The following is a 16,107-nucleotide window of genomic DNA, read 5'->3' as shown; positions in this document are numbered from 1 at the left end:
CCGCCGTAAACTCCGGAAGAAGGTCTTCCTTTAGCATCTACATCACGGTTTAACGCATAGGCGCAATTGAGTACATCGTACTCCTTGCCCGAAAAATTTAATCTAGCTTTGAAAGCCATAGTTTTAAAATTTAAAGGTTAATAATTGATTTATTTATAGCATCCGCTACACAATTATACAAACCAAATATTAAGCCAATTATTTTGTATCTCGCTCATAACTAACAACTAAAGGAGTAGATGGAATTTGAAAATGTTAGTTTACAGCAATCAGGGCGCAGATTTTTTAAGAATAAAAAAATCGTTTTTTTTTTAAAAATAATTACTGTCTGATTTCTATGACAGCATATATCTTAAAATAATGTAGTGTTTTTGGGCAATTTGCTGCTTTTTGAAACAGGATTCAAACGAAAATAACAGATAAGCGATTTAATCAGTTGGCGTTTGTTGCCGGTTTCTGATTTTAAATAACTTGGTTGTAAAATAATAATCAAAGTACGCCAGACCCAAAAAATATAATCCTCCAAAATATAAAGGCCAGTTATTTAAATCATTGAATTTTGGCAATAAATCTGCAATGAAAAATAGCATGCAGCTGAATATAAATAAATATAAATTTTTAATAAATACTTGTTTTATACTCTGCTGAAAAAGAAGTTTTCCTTTTATGGGCTCAAGAAAAGCCAATAATAGGTGAAGCTATCTTTCTGCCGCCTTCAATAGTTAAAAATGTTATGGGTATTATTAAGAATCCAACCAATACAGTTAAAAAAAGTAAAAATCCAGCTTTTTCTGGTGCCGATTTATTTGAACTATTATGTTTTTTATTATCAAATATTACCAATAAAAAAATAATGCTTAATAAATTATAAAAAATTGCAAATGGCGTAACCAATATACCTTTAACATCTAGAAATTTAACTTCAATTCCCGGATAAAATAATTGTTTGAAATACAGAAAACTTAATATTTATTAAATAAAATATTAATGATTAGTTTTTTGTGCATGACATAAAATTTGAACGCAGTAAGATATTGATTGAAGTACTAAAAGTAAAGCAACTGATTTTTTGTTTTACTTATACTATAAAACATATAGGCTTTTACCAAATCTGTTTTAAAAGTTTTACTTAATTCATGTTTTAGGCCATTCTTGATCCATACTTGAGCCATTCCGAATTCATTTTGGTAGCCATTGTCGGCTTTACCTAAACTCTTTTCAAGTTGTTGCTTTATTTGTAAAAAAATCATCTATTTGATTATATCTCTTTCTAAAACCAATAATTACTCCATTTTCTGCAATCACTTAGGCCTCATTTGCTTTAATGTCTTTAACATCGAAAGCATTTTCAGGCAAAAGATAAGGATAGGCTTTCATCACCTGTTTTTTCGAATTCTTTCAGTATGTCTGTACCTTGACCAATAAGAACTTCCAAGTGAAGTTTATTTTTACAAGATAGGATTTGTGGAATAAGTAGTACTGTAAAGCCTAAAATACCACCATTTATAAGAAAATCTTTCCTTTTCATTAATTGACATACTTAGTAAGAGAATAATTGGGTTTTGCTGTGAAAGCATATTTTGTAGCCTTATAAGATAATAGCCCACATATAATTACAAATACCGAACCTACCAGCTTAAATAACCAACCTTTTGTATCGTTGTTCTGTCCTACTTGGTTGGGCGAATATACAATATCCAATTGAGAACCTATTTTTGGCGGGCTAGAACTGCTTATATCGGTTTCAACATCAATTATTTTGCCTTTATTATCTTTAATACGCACAATTGGCCGGTAATATGTCTTTCTGGTTTTCGAAGATGTTCCATCTATATAGGCTTTTGCATCTATGATTAATCCTGTGTAAGGTGTTCCTTTTAAAATCTTATAATTCATTCCGGCAACACCAATTGCAAAAACAACGAAAAGTAAATTAATACAACCTAATACCAGGAAAATAAATCCGGAAAAAAACCAGCGCTCCTTTTTTCCGAACCATAAACTTGCCAGTTTATAAGATGTAACTAGGGTAAAAATTAGTACAATTATGAATAACCAGCCAAAAGCAGTTAATTTGAACAAAAACATCTTAAATAATGGTTAGTATATTACCCTTTTTTTTGATGTGTAATTTTACATCTAATTCAATTGGGCCTTGTTCTTCTTCATTTTTAGGAATGAATTGGAATGGCGAAGTACCATCGGCTTTAATTAAACGCACAAGCTTTCCATATCCAAATATTTCCATTTTCATTTCTGTTTCGACAAAAGGTTTCAACTGAAGTTTTTCACCAAACAAATGAGCAATACTTTGTCGAACTTCTTGTTTTCTTTGTTCATCCATAAAAAAGGCCTTTTCCTGTAGTTCCTCCTTATCTTTAGATATTTCTAAAAATTTGATTGCGTTGTGTTCAGCTATGATAGCATAAATCTGTCTGTAAGTTGCAATTACTTTTTTAAATAGTTGATCTTTATCTATTCTTAAGAGGTCAACTGAGTTTTGCCAACCATTTAACTCAAAAGGAAGTTCTACATTAATCTCTGTTTGTATTTCAAAACTAGGGTAGTTTATATTTTCACTTAATCCATCCCATGGTGATTCTATTTTTGGATGGAATTGTATTCTTGAATTTTTACAAGATTTTGCTTCACACACTAAAAAATCAAGTGATAAATAGGCGTTTTCGGCAGTAAGTGCTTTTTCTCCACTTCTAGGCAACATTTTTCCTACAACCTTATATTTACGACTTTGTAATATTGCTGTATTTGTGACTGTGTCGCCACCATAGCCTCCATCTTTGGTATCATCTCCATACCAATTTACCATAGGAACATCATTTACCAATATTGTTCCTGAACAATATAATCTTGGATATATAGAGTATAAGGGATTTTCAAATTTGTTCATAGAATTTTCTAATTAAGGTATTCTTTTTCAACAAGTAAGTTAATCAGTATAATTTTTTCGTCTATTTTTAGTAATTTCTTTCAATTGTCTATTGCAAAAAAAATAGTCCAAAAGTGCTAATCCAAGAAAATATAATCCTCCAAAATATAAAGGCCAATTATTTTTACTTAAAACACTAGATTGTGGTAATAAATCAGCAAGGAAAAATAATACAAAGCTGAATACAAATAAAATTAGATTCTTGATAAACACCAGTTTTATACTCTGCTTAAAAAGAAATTTTCCTTTTATGGGTTCCAGGAAAGCCAATAATAATGGTGAAGCTATCTTTCTACCGCCTTCAATAGTTAAAAATGTTATGGGTATTATTAAGAATCCAACCAATACAGTTAAAAAAAGTAAAAATCCAGCTTTTTCTGGTGCCGATTTATTTGAACTATTATGTTTTTTATTATCAAATATTACCAATAAAAAAATAATGCTTAATAAATTATAAAAAATTGCAAATGGCGTAACCAATATACCTTTTACATCTAGAAATTTAACTTCAATTCCCAGATAAAATAATTGCTTGAAATATAATACGCTTAGAAAAAGATTAAACAGAAAGACAATTATATATTTTTTATTAATCATTGAAATATTTTCATATTGACTTATTTTTTTGATTAAAATGATATTATAGACATTTTTCTGGGCATTAGGTCAAACAACAACTAGAAAACAATAGTTGCCGCTTCCTCAGCAAATTCACTATAAAATACATAGCTTTTGATGTTACCATAATCTTTCGGTAGGCACAGGCTTTTCAGAACTTTTTTTTCTTTCCAATAAATTTTGCTGCCGAATGGATTGGAAAATATGGTGTCTCCATTTTTTTCTTTTAATTTTTTGGTTAAACTTGAAGTCTTAAGTTTAATACTAAACCCTACAATTTTGTTGTTCAAGCAAAAAATTAATGCCTTCTCTCCATCAATATCTGACTTAAATTTCGCTGTAGAATAGCAAGATAAAACGCCATCATACTCAAGGGCAAAACCACTTAAAACGGCGGCATTTTTTCCTATGAGGTCACTGATATTAGCTCCTTTAGATACACAACTGGCCATAAGAGAATTCGTAAGCGCCAAGCCTAATGCAGCTTTAGCAGTCAATCTGATAAACTCACTTCTTTTCATTGCCTAAGAAATATGATGATTATACAACATAAGTTAATTGCTGCAAGTATTGCTCCGAGATAAAGTGCATTGCGTATTCTTTTTCTAAAAGCAAAGTTTCCAATGTAAGATGATAACAAATAAAGAAAAAACATGGCTACTCCTGAAAATAAAGTACCTCCTAAAAGAACAATCCAATCCAGCTCAATTGCATTGGCATTTAGGGAATCCTTTCGGTGGGTGATTTTAACTTTTTGCCCAATCTTAGGCGGATGATTACTCGTGGCATTTACTGTTTTAATCAATTTTATACCCTCCAGGGTTAAATATTCAACCTTTGGAAAAAAAATGATTTTATCGCTATAGGTATTTGATGAGGCAAAACTTTTAGATCTTATTATTTCTTGTTTGTAGCCTATTACGGTAGCGCTGTATACATCACCAGTTAGGGTTTGCACCATTTTATCCCAATAGTGTGTATAAGAGAAAATAACACTGAAAAAGTTAAGTACAAAAATAATGGCGGAGATTAAAATTATAAAAACCACTTTTTCAAATTGGCTTTTAAGACCCTTGTAATTTGTTTTACGACTTAAGATTTTTGACACAATATAATACCCAAGGTAAATCGAAACTAAGGCACAAAAAATTACTATATATCCAAAGATCGTCATAAATCCCCACTTAAATTATTGAAAATCCTTTTTCACTAGACCTTTTGTGTAATTTAATCTCCAACTCAATATTACTCTGCTTTTCAATAGCCGGACTTTTAAACTGTAATGCCTGCATACCATTTTTTCTTATTAACCTAACAAGCTTTCCGTATCCAAGTATTTCGATCTTCAAGTCTTCTGCCTTAAGTTCTTCTACCTCTAAATGTTGAGAAAATAGTTGTGCCATTCCGTCCAAAAAGCTTTTTTTCCTGCTTTCGCTAAAATATAATGCCTGCTCCTGAAGCTTCATTTTCTCTTTAGACATTTCTAGAAACCTGGCAGCATTGTGCTCTTTTAGTACCAATCTTAATTGTTGATAATAATTGAGCACTTCTTTAAAAAGCATATCTGCAGGAATATCTTTAAGGTTTAGAGAATTTTGCCATCCATCTAATATAAAAGGTACTTTAACTTCTATTTCTGTTTGTATTTCAAAAGATGGATATTTAATGTTTTCACTCAGACCATCCCAGGGAGACTCAATTTTTGGATGTGTTATAAATCTGGATTGTTTCCAGTTATTGGCATCGGCACAATAAAAGTCTATGGATAATGTATCATCTTGGTCTATAACACTTTTTCCTTTTCTAGGCAACATTTTTCCTACAACCTTATATTTACCACTTTGTAATATTGCTGTATTTATGACTGTGTCGCCACCATAGCCTCCATCTTTGGTATCATCTCCATACCAATCTACCATAGGAACATCATTTACCAATATTGTTCCTGAACAATATAATCTTGGATATATAGAGTATAAGGGATTTTCAAATTTGTTCATAGAATTTTCTAATTAAGGTATTTTTTTTCAAAATAGTGAGTTTGTTCATTTATAACTTTCTCTTCAATTTTGAAGCTGCTTTTCCACCAACCTGCTTCACCCTCTACTTCTAAAGAAAGAACAACACCTGAGAATTTAATAACCGGCTGTGCAAATAAGCCTTGTGAATCTGAATTAAAGAGAAATTCTCCACCAAAGTAGGCATCTGCTTTTCCTGCTGCCTTGAAGGTAATAAGTGGTTTAGTCTTGGTGCCTTTTATGCGTCCTATTTCAACACTTATGCTTAGCTCAATTGTTACACCCATTTTTCCACCAATTGTTGCTTTATCAGCCATTCCAATACCTTTTATACTATGTATTTTCAGTGCATCAAAAGAAATCAATAATTCACCATAAAAGGTTGCTGTAAAAACTACTGAAGCACCTAATTTTTCTAGTCCACCTCTAAATTTTTCAATTAGTCTGGCTGCTGCCGGATTTCCGGTGGTACCGTAAGAAGCAGCAGCAATTGCACAGCCAAGAATGTCAATTATTCCACTACCTCCAATCAACGGATTAGCAGCTACATTAAGCACTCCAACAACAGCTATGGGTTGATTGGCAGAAGTAGGATCCAGAGACCACGATGCTGCAATTGTTAATTTAGGATACCGAATGTCGAACCCTATGGGTATTGATGTAGCTTTTGCAGCACTTTGTGCAAAATTTACAGCTTCTTGTAATGTATCAATAGATTTTGATATGATTTCGACAAACCTTCCAATTTTACCTTCCAACTGTTGCGTGTAAGAGACCTTAGTATTGCCTTCATTCCATTCTGCGCTTAATCCAAGGCCAATATTAATTGGAACTTTGCTTTGTTGGTTCATTAACCAGCGTTTATAGCCCTGTTGCCTGGCCATGTCTTGATGACGAGCATAGACATTTCCAGCAGGCATATTGGCCGCTTTATAATTAGAAACACCAACTTGAAACTCTACGGCTAATTCCCATTTTACATCTGGATAGGCTTTTATGATAACGGTAGGCATTGTAGGTTCGCTATAATACCTGCAACTATTAATGTAGTACCAGAATTGATTAGGTGTGGTTGCTTTTGCCCAGATGTAAGTTATGGCATTTGCCCTGGTTATGTTTGAGTAAACTTTCTGTTTTATTGTTGATTGACCTTTCGTAAGAATCCGCTTATCATCGTTTCCAACCTGAACACCAACCTCTCTAAAAATAACCTCTTTAGAAATATGTTTTTTTGTTTGACACTTTTGGGTATCAAAACCTTCAACAACCAATATTAGCTCTTTACCTGTAAACTGGTCTGGAGCAACCACACTAAAAGCCTGACTTCCATTTCCACTTGTACCCTCATTAAAAAGGACAGTAGTTTGAGGTTTAGCTAAACCATTTTCCTTTATGATCTCGCTAATCTCAATCTTATTAAATTTACAAGGATCATACTTTACAGCATTAGTTTGAGCCTGCCCAACTTTGGCTACCTTATTGTTTCTGGTTGGCTCAATTGCAGTAGTAGCCACCTCATTTCTAATTTTAAGATAAACGGCATGCAAGTCCTGATTGAGGCCATCTAAAACATATTTGTTGGTCGCCGGATCTTTAACCTTGATGTAGAAATCCTCATCGTTACTAATATTTTTAATCTTTGCTATCCAGGCAAAGGTATTTCCAATTTTCAGATCAATTTCGCCATCTATTACTTTAGCCCCAGTATATATACCAACCAAATTATCAGCTCTGTTTAGTCCGATACGGTTATAAACTTCTATGGTTAAAACATTGTTATTTAAACCTTCTGTTTGTAAATTAAGATGAACAACATGCCCATATTTAATAATCCCAGCTTGATTTTTAATATTACTTCCGCCAGATTGAGTACTCCATTTTGAACTCAGAATTAATGGCGGACAAAAACCGCGTACGAATAAGCCTGTATTTGCCTTATCTCGATTACCTGATAAACTGGCTTCTACATAATAACTAAAATTGCCACATAATTTTCTCGGAATCATCAAACCATATTTCTGATTTGCCGGCACAAGCATTTGCTTAATTATAGTTTTTCTATCGGCAGATTGCCTTATCCAGGTAATATCCTTCGATTTATCCGCAGCAGTTGTAGCAGGATGCCATTCTGAAACAGCGAAATAAACATATTGGTCAGGCTTTATTACCCATAAAGAATTTGGGTTGCTTTTTTCTTTATAAACAAGCCCCCCTACACATTTAATTTTTTTAACGCCTCTAACCATTTTAATTGCCTATAGTTTCTAAAACACCATCACCTGTTTGCCCAGATTGGCCATTTCCTGCAGGATTTAATGCTTGCTGAACATTTGGATCTGCTTTTTTCATGTTTTGTGCACTAACATCTGCCTGTTGGCCGTGCTTTAAAATTTTTATACAATCTTTTCCTCCAATGGGGCAGGTTGCTTTACTATCTTCCAGCAGAATATTGCCGCCATGTGTTAAAGTAACTTTATTGTAAAATGCACTCCATTCTGTTATAATAGCCGTACATGGTTTATTGTTTTGCTTTGCACAAGACCCAAAGCAATTTTTTTGAAGTGTTGATCCAATATCCTTTGTGCTGGCAATTAATTTTTTTGCCCCATCTTTATCATTGGCATATTCCTTTTTATGTGTAAGCACAACCAAGTTATCAGGCGCAGAACCAAAATTGCACAAACATGTTGCGCCATGAACGACCAAATGTTTTTCCATAATATTTAGGTAGATGGGTTTATCATTTTGTGTTATTTCTTAAATAAATTTTTGAAAAATCCTTTCTTTCCTTCATTATAAACCGGGTCCAGAAATATCAGATTGTCAGCTCCATCTATATTTTGTTGCTGATGTATCTGCCCTTCATCAATTCGGAATACTTTAATATCTACTTCGTGTTTTTCTCCATCTTGCCATTGATAGTTTGCTAAAAGTGATTCAATCGACCGGGTTTTTATATCGAGCACGAAATTTGCACTGTAAATGGCATTAAAAGATAGATTTTCGTCATTAACTATTTCTTTTCCATTTTGCTCAATTTCCATTGCACCATAATGATTAGTCTCGGCAGCCAGTTGTGTATTAATTTCCATTTCAATGGGTGGCATTTGTGCAACTAAACTTAAAAAACTGTTCCTAATTAATGTTCTGCTTTCTCCATAATTCTGATAAATAGGAGAGAAGAAAGTATTAATGAAAAAATCGGTTTGGAAGCAAATATCTAAAGCAAATTCATCGTAAATGGTATTTTCTGTTTGTGAAAGGTATTCGTTAACCTCATCACCTGAGAAATAGGAAAGCACATTTTGTTTCACCAGTATCCATCGCTGTTTAATTTCCTGATGATTGTTTATCCCTATATAGGAGCCATCAAATGCTACTTCTACTATTAAAGGATAAAAAACCTTCCCGGTTTCATAAGCCAGCTGATCTGCAGTACGCCCAGGTGGCAAATCATTGATGTAAACTTCACTGATTCTATCTATTTTGAAAAGCCTTTTATTGTCCTCAATGGTTTTTAAGTAGCTGATTTGTGTTTCATATTTGATGGAAATATCTTCTGGTTTAGCAGAAAAAGTTAACAATACGCCATAGCTGCGACTAAAAAATGGTGGATTTAGCTTCAGGTTTAGTGATGTTGGTACCGCTACTATTGCTGTATTATTAAATGTTTCCATTTAGTTTATTTCTGTGGATTAGCACTCTGGTAAATCCGTTAATTTATAAAATGATTAGATTCAATTTTCACGTTTAGTTTGAACTAATTTCTGTTTTAATCTTAACCTTCTGAAATGGAATAGCTCGTTTTCCTATTTGTAAAAAGGGTTTAATTTTATATTTGGAGCGCTCTATTTCAAAAGCTAATGTTCCGCTTTGTTCAGGTGTTAGACCTGTAAAAACCTGTCTTGTCTCTTCCGGGTCGAATTGAATCTCCGAAATCATCATTTGTTTTTTCTCATCTAACCAGTAGAGATAAATCGTTTGAGGTAGCGCCCTTTCTTTGATCTGATTATTTTTTAGGTCTTCGCCAAAAAGGTGCTCCCGCTCCGCATTAACGTAGCTGGCATTTAACTCATACAGCATTGCTGCTTTATCTCCAAAATTCCATTTATAACGCTTTAGTGCCCTTTCCCAATACAATGGTGAATAACCTTCGTTTTTAGCCTTTGTTCTTAAAGAATCCGGAATCGATTCGATGTATGATTCCTGCACAAAAGCCGGGTCCAGATAAATCCGTTCCTCATCTTTTAACTGATCAGGATTTACTTTTGTCTCCGTGGCATTAAATGTAGCAATCTGTATTTGTTGCTTAGCACCTACAGCCCACAAAGTAATCCCCCCTTTTGGCGTAAAGGCTAGTGTAAGATAGTAGTAGGTTACTTTATTGTTTTCTTCATGGTCGATATATCCGTCTTCAAATAACCTGGTAATTTTTTCTTTTGGTAAAGCGAAACTTCCGCTATAGTATTTGTTTTCGGCATAAGAAAGCCAGATTACGTTTAATGAATCAGGAATTGGCTTTAATTCAGGGCCAACTGCCATTACACCACCACTTTCACCCCAGCCCATATTTACAAAAGCGCTAACAGGTAAATTAGGGCAGTAACCATTATTGCTAACGAATTGCCCCTTTAATATCTTAACAGGATAAATTTCCGGGGCACTTATTGCCGGAACCCAATTGTAAGTTTTATCATTCATTTTTTGGCATGCTGAAAATTGAACAAGAACAATTATTTGTATACATATTAGTTTTAGCTTATCCATTATAAATTCTTCTAACACGCTGATTATTTTCCATATTTGGATCCATTCCTACCCAGTCAAAATTGGCAGACCAATGCAGGTACTTATTGCGTAAAATATATAGGTTTCTTTGCTCCGAAGCCAGTTGGTTGTGTGTTGCCAAATTAATCTTTCCAGCATCAAGCGCTCTTTTTAATCGATGAACATCTCTGTATACCAATTTTTCTCCGTTATCAAAAACATACTTTCTTAATCTGGCTTTGATATAGCCCAACAGGTATTTAGTATCTGTTGGAACTTTATATGTATTTTCAATTCTCGACTGTAAAAATGGAAATCCCTTATCGAGTTTTAGGGCAAACTCGGCCATAAAGTGCAGCGGAATATAGCTGTATTCCATCCTCAGTTGGCGCCTGCCTGATAATTTTCCTTTAAAATTGTGAACGGTAAGCTGATTTTCCAAATACCAGCCATGATCTATTAACCTTTGTTTTTCCGTATTCAAGGCAGCTGTACCGCCATTTAACAATTCATCGATATATTCTTCACCATTTTCATAGCTTCCACCAACATCAGAGTGTACGCCCGGCAAGTCTTTTTCAAGACCATTTGCACCGGCACTCTGAATTCTGGTTAATGAGAAATTTTCACGGTGTTCATCATCTGCAGTGAAATGGATAACACGCTGCGCCCTATGAAGCTGGTTTAGCTGTAATTCTTCTACATCATTTGCAAAATTCGGAGAAGTTGAAAACCCTTCATTATAAGATGAAACCGTATCATACAAGCCTACAAAACGAATAACCAGGCGTTTAATCTTAATTTTTCCTAAAAGTTTACCAAGTTCACCATGTGCGGGTAAGTCATCAACATTAACAGATTGCCCGTGAGCATCTAGACGTATACTACGGCTCCTGTTTCCACTTTTAGAAAGATATGCACCTTTGCTAACTTCATAAACAAAATTTCGGGCAGCGGCTGAACCTCTGCTAAATCCAAAAACATCAAGTGTTAAAGTATTAATTACGCCTTTAGTTACTTTAGGTTTTATCTTATCTGCAAGGTATTTGCATCCCTGAAGTACTTTAGCGATTACACCCGTCGGGCCTGAACCATAAGCATAACCCATCGTCGAATCTGATTTTCCATTTTCAGTACCTATACCTTCGGTGTAAACATAAACTGTTTTAGCATCTTCCTTATATTGATATGATAGGCGGGCAACATTGGTATAACCATTTCCATAGCTATCATTAGTGCCGGGTTTAGTCCGTGTTTCAGTATTAGTGCGGTTGTTAAGGGTACCATCAAAAAAAACTCCGGCAATTATATCTACACCCTCTATAGTGGTATAATTCATTTTTTCCGGCTCGCCGAAAACTACACCGTTGGTAGATGTTTCATTTACATTTTTTGCAGCATTGGCATCGATAGTTTTAGCAAAAGAGGTGTGTGCCTGTTTTGCAACATCCTGCATGTTGCCATTTGCAATCTTGATAATATTGCCGTTACCCATAGCTAAAACAGATTACTTTTTTCGCCGCTGTTATTGTGAATAGTTTTAGCCGCATGGCTGGTTATGCTGCCTTCTAAGCTGTTTATATTTAATGCGCCTGCAGCTGTTTTGGTTATATTAGTGGCCTCACTGCTAAAAGCATCCACTGCTATTTCGGTAATGTTGGAGGCATTTAATGTATAGTTTTTAACGACGCTTACCTGTTGATTTGCACCAACCTGCGTACTTAGATTCGCTCCAACGCCAATTGATTGATTTTGCCCAACCTGCACATCCATATTTTCTTGAACATTAATCTGCATATTTTTACAGTTTAAGCTCATATTTTCGAGTGCTGTAATGGTAATGTTATTGCCTTTGGTATCAATATGTATAATGTTCTGGTGTATATCCGTAATTTTAATCCCCTGCGTATTCGGATCATCATCAAACTCGACCAAATGCCCACTTCTGGTAATAATACTTTTCAGGTGGTTTTTAATTAAAGGGCTACTATCCACACTGGAGCTGTGGTAAACGCTACCCATTACTACCGGCCTGGCAATGTTTCCTTCTTCAAATCCAATCATTACCTGATCATCAATTTCAGGTATTGCGAAATAACCTCTATTGTTACCTCTATCACCTATGCCAGCACTTGGCGTAACCACACGCAGCCATTCTGTTACATCGTTTGTTAAACACTCCCATTTAAATTTTACCTTAATGCGTCCCTGACCTTGCGGATCGTTATTGTCAATCACATCTGCCAGTTGCATATCTGGTTGTGGCTTTACGAAATTTTTAACCAATAAACGTTCTGTGGTTGATATTTTTCCTTCGAAAGTATTATGATATTTACCATTTTCATCAATGTGGTGCTTAATTCCTGTAATGAGAAATTTGCCCAAACTTTCAGATGCAAAGGAAAGTTCTTTTCTAAGGCTCATCGTAATTTCAGCAATATTGCCAATGGCTAACTCGGCATTATCTCCTCTTGCTGTAACCTTTAAAAGCTCGCTAACATTGGCCTTTTCCTCATTTTCTACCAGGTTTTTAATATCATTGCCATTATCTACACGAATAAGAGCAGGCTGATTAAATACTTTACTATATGTGCTGTTTGAAGCTTTAATCGCATGTGATAAATCAGGCGTACCATCAACACTTCCTTTGCTTTCGCTTTGCAAAAGCTCATCTTGCTTCGGGTTATAAGAAAAACGTCTGTTTTTTATTGGTGCAATTTCCATTGCATATTGCATTTCCTGAACATCACGCCCGTAAAAGAGTGAAATCTCGGTCTGTTTATCAGGTTTTCCAAAGTTGAGTTGCTTACCATCATAAAAAAACCATTCGTGGTATTCGGCCGAAAGCCGGTTAAGAAACGCAAAATCACTTTCTCTATATTGAATAACATAATCAATCGAAGAGTTTCTGGAAGCATTGGCAATAACCTTTAAATCGTTAGCTGGTGTATCTTTTGTAGCCAATTTTACAATCTCATTCAAATCTTTATCTAGATAGGAACCTAAGTCTGGCCCACGGTCGATTAAAATCGTAGGACTATAACCACTTACAATTAAAATACCATGATAACCATGGCTTTGCGACAACTCAACTTTAGATACCAACCCTGCAAAATTCTGCATACCTTCTGCCGAATGACCAAAAGATGCGGTTAATGTTTTGCCAACAAAATCACGGCTATCGTCCAAACTTATCAAACCTGGAGCACCCATCTGATCGTGATTAAAGCGTAGCTCAAAATAATGATGGTCATTAAATTGTTGTTGCAGGCTAAAGGAGGCAAAATGGGTTATGGCCTTACCTTCTATATTAATATCGCTGATTAGTTTCTTTTCCATAGTCGTATTATTTAACAGGCCATTTGGCATAAGTAGCAAGTGCTTTAAACTTGCCGTTTACTTTCCCGAAAATGAAGCCAAAATAACTCTCTGCTTGAGTATCCTTTTCTGGATATTGCATATAAGCCTCGTACATTTTACTGCCAGGGTCGGTTAATTTTTTAAGTGATTTATAATATAATTCATCTGTTTTTGAGTCTATTTCAGAAAGATTTTCCTCTTTGCAGGAGGGTAGGAGCCTCATCACATCTGCATTGAAGATAGTTGTTTTATATTTTTGAAATTCATTGCCACCTATCGGATCAGTTGCGGCGCCTAAATTATTACTCGCCTCGGCATGGCTTGTATAAAAAGGAAAGTTCATCAGCGTTTCTATATTACTGAGATTTTTTCTTTTTAATGATTCAGTAAGTATTTTAAACAATTTCCTAAATTCCTGCTCATCGTTAATGGTAATAGCGTTAGCTGTTGCCAGACTTGCTTTATTGTCCTTCTTAATCTCAATCGTTTTCTGTCCATTTCCCGATTCTGGTGTACAGCTGATGAGTACATGCAAAATCGCTAAACTAAATATGATATGGGACGTTTTCATGCTTAATGTCTAGGTATATAAATTAAAGCTCTTTCTTCCATTCTTTTCAAAATAACGGCAGCACCCATCTGTTTCGATACTGCTTCTGCATCAAACTTTCCGTCCGACACATATTTTCCTTTTGTATATTGGTTGGAAAAACTCCATAAATAAGGAGAGTTGATGCTGTGGTACTTAAAGTAACCAAAGCCATTGTAACCCTCAAGTTTTCGCAATACGGTTGGTAAATTCCAGTTGCTGATCTGATCTAGTTTCATTAGTTTTAATGCATCTACAGCACTTTCCTCAAATGTAAACGGTGGACCATGGCCCACTTTGGGTCTATTTGCAGGTACTTTAACGGTATAGGCAGTAAGAGGATCACCATTATGAAGATGTTTTTTAAAATTGAAACTGCATTCGAGATAATGTGCACAGGCGATAAAATACCATGGAATCTGAGCGGAACCTAAAGTAAAATTCGTAAATAAACTATCAAATGGATTATTTATTTGGAACGGATTTTTTTGAACATTGCCAAAAAGAGAATCCGTAACCGGAAGCCTTAAATCAAATGAACTTGCAGGTTGTGGGGTATTGAATCCAAAAAAAGTGGTAAAAGGTTTTATAACTGATTTACCTGCTACAGTATTGGATATATCTAAGTAACGGCTTTTATTTGCATTAATCTGATCATCGATTGTTTTATCGAGTGTCCCGGTTTTGGTTGAATCAATAACACAGTCATCGAACATCTTGATGTATTCAAGATCGGTGGGTTGTGATGGTTTTGCTATTTTGAGCGTTTTCTTCTTTTTCATAGCTTTTTAAGCTGGGATAGGCTATTTTTAAAACGGCAAACGAAAGTCAAGGCTCATATTTATGAGCCTTGACTGTAAAGATTTACTTTTGCTACACCAAATTATGCAACAGATGTAATCAATTAAGAATTAAGCCTTCGGCCAATCGTTTTCGTGTTCTGCGTTGCCGAGCTTTAGCTTACGAGCAGATACCACAAAACTTAATGTCATTGGTGTATTGTCGTTTACCGCAATACCCTCGTTATATTGAATGATGTAACCATCTTCGAAAGAGAGCTCTTTCATTTTTGCATCTTCTTCTCCTTTTTTAAATACTAATGTTCCGGAAAGAGGTTTGTATTGGTTATTTACCATCGATTCGATTACCGAAGTATCTTCTGTTGATTCGATTTCGATGTGGATTGTACCACCGTAAACACCAGATGATGGACGGCCTTTAGCGTCTACATCTCTATTTAATGAAAAGCTGCACTGAAGTACATCAAATTCTTTTGCGCCTAAATTTAATCGGGTTTTAAATGCCATGATAATTTTTTTTAATGTTGAAAGATGAATAATTGTGATTGGCGCATAGCGCTAAGTGTTATGATTTAGTTAAAGCGTTGCATGCTTTGAACCAAAACTTAAGCTTTAGGCCAATCGTTAAGGTGCTCTGCATTTCCTAATTTAAGCTTTCTGGCCGAAATTTGAAATTTAAGCGTCATCGGGTGGTTGCCAACAATGTTTATCCCTTCGGAATATTTAACAATGTAGCCGTCTTCGAAATTAACTTCTTTCATTTTGGCATCTTCTTCTGTTTTCTTAATCAGAAGTGTTCCTGTAATGGGTTTGTACTGGTTGTTCACCATCGCCTCGATAATTGAGGTGTCTTCAGTTGATTCGATCTCAATGTCGATGGTGCCGCCGTAAACTCCGGAAGAAGGTCTTCCTTTAGCATCTACATCACGGTTTAACGCATAGGCGCAATTGAGTACATCGTACTCCTTGCCCGAAAAATTTAATCTAGCTTTGAAAGCCATAGTTTTA

At 34.9% G+C, this 16,107-nt stretch carries 19 protein-coding genes; all 19 read right to left on the bottom strand.

Annotated elements, in window-relative coordinates; translation table 11 throughout:
* Positions 1 to 119 (bottom strand): type VI secretion system tube protein TssD (gene tssD / locus IEV50_RS19310; RefSeq protein WP_308785487.1); only part of this gene is annotated, 119 nt, incomplete at its 3' end.
* Between the two features lie 927 nt (positions 120 to 1,046).
* Positions 1,047 to 1,250, bottom strand: a complete 204-nt coding sequence (locus IEV50_RS19305) for a hypothetical protein (protein WP_188417509.1) — start codon at positions 1,248 to 1,250, stop codon at positions 1,047 to 1,049.
* A gap of 98 nt (positions 1,251 to 1,348) precedes the next feature.
* Positions 1,349 to 1,528: a hypothetical protein gene (locus tag IEV50_RS19300; protein ID WP_188417508.1), complete on the bottom strand. Its 180-nt coding sequence runs from the start codon at positions 1,526 to 1,528 to the stop codon at positions 1,349 to 1,351.
* The gene (locus tag IEV50_RS19295; protein ID WP_188417507.1) at positions 1,528 to 2,088 is read right to left on the bottom strand and encodes a hypothetical protein; all 561 of its coding nucleotides are present in this window, start codon (positions 2,086 to 2,088) and stop codon (positions 1,528 to 1,530) included. The genes IEV50_RS19300 and IEV50_RS19295 overlap by 1 nt, the downstream gene beginning before the upstream one ends.
* Before the next feature lies 1 nt (position 2,089).
* Entirely contained in the window at positions 2,090 to 2,908 is an 819-nt protein-coding gene (locus tag IEV50_RS19290; protein WP_188417504.1) for a hypothetical protein, read from the bottom strand.
* Positions 2,909 to 2,947: 39 nt separating this feature from the next.
* On the bottom strand, positions 2,948 to 3,544 hold the full coding sequence (locus IEV50_RS19285) for a hypothetical protein (RefSeq protein ID WP_188417502.1): 597 nt from the start codon (positions 3,542 to 3,544) through the stop codon (positions 2,948 to 2,950).
* 80 nt (positions 3,545 to 3,624) lie between these two features.
* Positions 3,625 to 4,086: a hypothetical protein gene (locus IEV50_RS19280; protein WP_188417501.1), complete on the bottom strand. Its 462-nt coding sequence runs from the start codon at positions 4,084 to 4,086 to the stop codon at positions 3,625 to 3,627.
* Positions 4,083 to 4,526 carry a hypothetical protein gene (locus tag IEV50_RS19275; RefSeq protein ID WP_188417499.1) on the bottom strand — a complete coding sequence of 148 codons (444 nt, stop codon included), beginning with the start codon at positions 4,524 to 4,526 and terminating at the stop codon, positions 4,083 to 4,085. Before IEV50_RS19275 ends, IEV50_RS19280 begins: the two co-directional genes overlap by 4 nt.
* Before the next feature lie 223 nt (positions 4,527 to 4,749).
* A complete protein-coding gene (locus tag IEV50_RS19270; protein WP_188417497.1) occupies positions 4,750 to 5,565 on the bottom strand; it encodes a hypothetical protein in 816 nt (271 codons plus the stop codon).
* Positions 5,566 to 5,573: 8 nt separating this feature from the next.
* The gene (locus tag IEV50_RS19265; RefSeq protein WP_188417495.1) at positions 5,574 to 7,829 is read right to left on the bottom strand and encodes a hypothetical protein; all 2,256 of its coding nucleotides are present in this window, start codon (positions 7,827 to 7,829) and stop codon (positions 5,574 to 5,576) included.
* 1 nt (position 7,830) lies between these two features.
* Positions 7,831 to 8,301 carry a DUF4280 domain-containing protein gene (locus tag IEV50_RS19260; protein ID WP_229746813.1) on the bottom strand — a complete coding sequence of 157 codons (471 nt, stop codon included), beginning with the start codon at positions 8,299 to 8,301 and terminating at the stop codon, positions 7,831 to 7,833.
* A 32-nt stretch (positions 8,302 to 8,333) separates the two neighbouring features.
* A complete protein-coding gene (locus IEV50_RS19255; protein ID WP_188417493.1) occupies positions 8,334 to 9,260 on the bottom strand; it encodes a hypothetical protein in 927 nt (308 codons plus the stop codon).
* A 73-nt stretch (positions 9,261 to 9,333) separates the two neighbouring features.
* A complete protein-coding gene (locus tag IEV50_RS19250) occupies positions 9,334 to 10,284 on the bottom strand; it encodes a DUF2931 family protein (RefSeq protein WP_188417491.1) in 951 nt (316 codons plus the stop codon).
* A gap of 58 nt (positions 10,285 to 10,342) precedes the next feature.
* A complete protein-coding gene (locus tag IEV50_RS19245; RefSeq protein ID WP_188417489.1) occupies positions 10,343 to 11,845 on the bottom strand; it encodes a phospholipase effector Tle1 domain-containing protein in 1,503 nt (500 codons plus the stop codon).
* A 2-nt stretch (positions 11,846 to 11,847) separates the two neighbouring features.
* Positions 11,848 to 13,689, bottom strand: a complete 1,842-nt coding sequence (locus IEV50_RS19240; protein WP_188417487.1) for a type VI secretion system Vgr family protein — start codon at positions 13,687 to 13,689, stop codon at positions 11,848 to 11,850.
* Positions 13,690 to 13,696: 7 nt separating this feature from the next.
* Entirely contained in the window at positions 13,697 to 14,281 is a 585-nt protein-coding gene (locus tag IEV50_RS19235) for a hypothetical protein (RefSeq protein ID WP_188417485.1), read from the bottom strand.
* 2 nt (positions 14,282 to 14,283) lie between these two features.
* Positions 14,284 to 15,081 carry a hypothetical protein gene (locus IEV50_RS19230; protein WP_188417483.1) on the bottom strand — a complete coding sequence of 266 codons (798 nt, stop codon included), beginning with the start codon at positions 15,079 to 15,081 and terminating at the stop codon, positions 14,284 to 14,286.
* A 129-nt stretch (positions 15,082 to 15,210) separates the two neighbouring features.
* A complete protein-coding gene (tssD, locus tag IEV50_RS19225) occupies positions 15,211 to 15,606 on the bottom strand; it encodes a type VI secretion system tube protein TssD (protein ID WP_188417481.1) in 396 nt (131 codons plus the stop codon).
* Positions 15,607 to 15,704: 98 nt separating this feature from the next.
* Positions 15,705 to 16,107, bottom strand: a 403-nt coding sequence (tssD, locus tag IEV50_RS19220) for a type VI secretion system tube protein TssD (protein WP_229746812.1), incomplete at its 5' end; no start/stop codon positions are given.

Origin of the sequence: Pedobacter mendelii, from assembly GCF_014635725.1 — a bacterium.
Classification (GTDB): Bacteria; Bacteroidota; Bacteroidia; order Sphingobacteriales; family Sphingobacteriaceae; genus Pedobacter; species Pedobacter mendelii.
This window is presented reverse-complemented; position numbering and strand designations above follow the sequence as displayed.

Coding starts and splice junctions, on each gene's coding strand:
- IEV50_RS19265 (WP_188417495.1), bottom strand. CDS start 7,829: ATGGTTAGAGGCGTTAAAAAAATTAAATGTGTAGGGGGGCTTGTTTAT.
- IEV50_RS19260 (WP_229746813.1), bottom strand. CDS start 8,301: ATGGAAAAACATTTGGTCGTTCATGGCGCAACATGTTTGTGCAATTTT.
- IEV50_RS19245 (WP_188417489.1), bottom strand. CDS start 11,845: ATGGGTAACGGCAATATTATCAAGATTGCAAATGGCAACATGCAGGAT.
- IEV50_RS19235 (WP_188417485.1), bottom strand. CDS start 14,281: ATGAAAACGTCCCATATCATATTTAGTTTAGCGATTTTGCATGTACTC.
- IEV50_RS19275 (WP_188417499.1), bottom strand. CDS start 4,526: ATGGTGCAAACCCTAACTGGTGATGTATACAGCGCTACCGTAATAGGC.
- IEV50_RS19230 (WP_188417483.1), bottom strand. CDS start 15,081: ATGAAAAAGAAGAAAACGCTCAAAATAGCAAAACCATCACAACCCACC.
- IEV50_RS19270 (WP_188417497.1), bottom strand. CDS start 5,565: ATGAACAAATTTGAAAATCCCTTATACTCTATATATCCAAGATTATAT.
- IEV50_RS19280 (WP_188417501.1), bottom strand. CDS start 4,086: ATGAAAAGAAGTGAGTTTATCAGATTGACTGCTAAAGCTGCATTAGGC.
- IEV50_RS19300 (WP_188417508.1), bottom strand. CDS start 1,528: ATGAAAAGGAAAGATTTTCTTATAAATGGTGGTATTTTAGGCTTTACA.
- IEV50_RS19290 (WP_188417504.1), bottom strand. CDS start 2,908: ATGAACAAATTTGAAAATCCCTTATACTCTATATATCCAAGATTATAT.
- IEV50_RS19295 (WP_188417507.1), bottom strand. CDS start 2,088: ATGTTTTTGTTCAAATTAACTGCTTTTGGCTGGTTATTCATAATTGTA.
- IEV50_RS19250 (WP_188417491.1), bottom strand. CDS start 10,284: ATGAATGATAAAACTTACAATTGGGTTCCGGCAATAAGTGCCCCGGAA.
- IEV50_RS19255 (WP_188417493.1), bottom strand. CDS start 9,260: ATGGAAACATTTAATAATACAGCAATAGTAGCGGTACCAACATCACTA.
- IEV50_RS19240 (WP_188417487.1), bottom strand. CDS start 13,689: ATGGAAAAGAAACTAATCAGCGATATTAATATAGAAGGTAAGGCCATA.
- IEV50_RS19305 (WP_188417509.1), bottom strand. CDS start 1,250: ATGATTTTTTTACAAATAAAGCAACAACTTGAAAAGAGTTTAGGTAAA.
- tssD (WP_188417481.1), bottom strand. CDS start 15,606: ATGGCATTTAAAACCCGATTAAATTTAGGCGCAAAAGAATTTGATGTA.
- IEV50_RS19285 (WP_188417502.1), bottom strand. CDS start 3,544: ATGATTAATAAAAAATATATAATTGTCTTTCTGTTTAATCTTTTTCTA.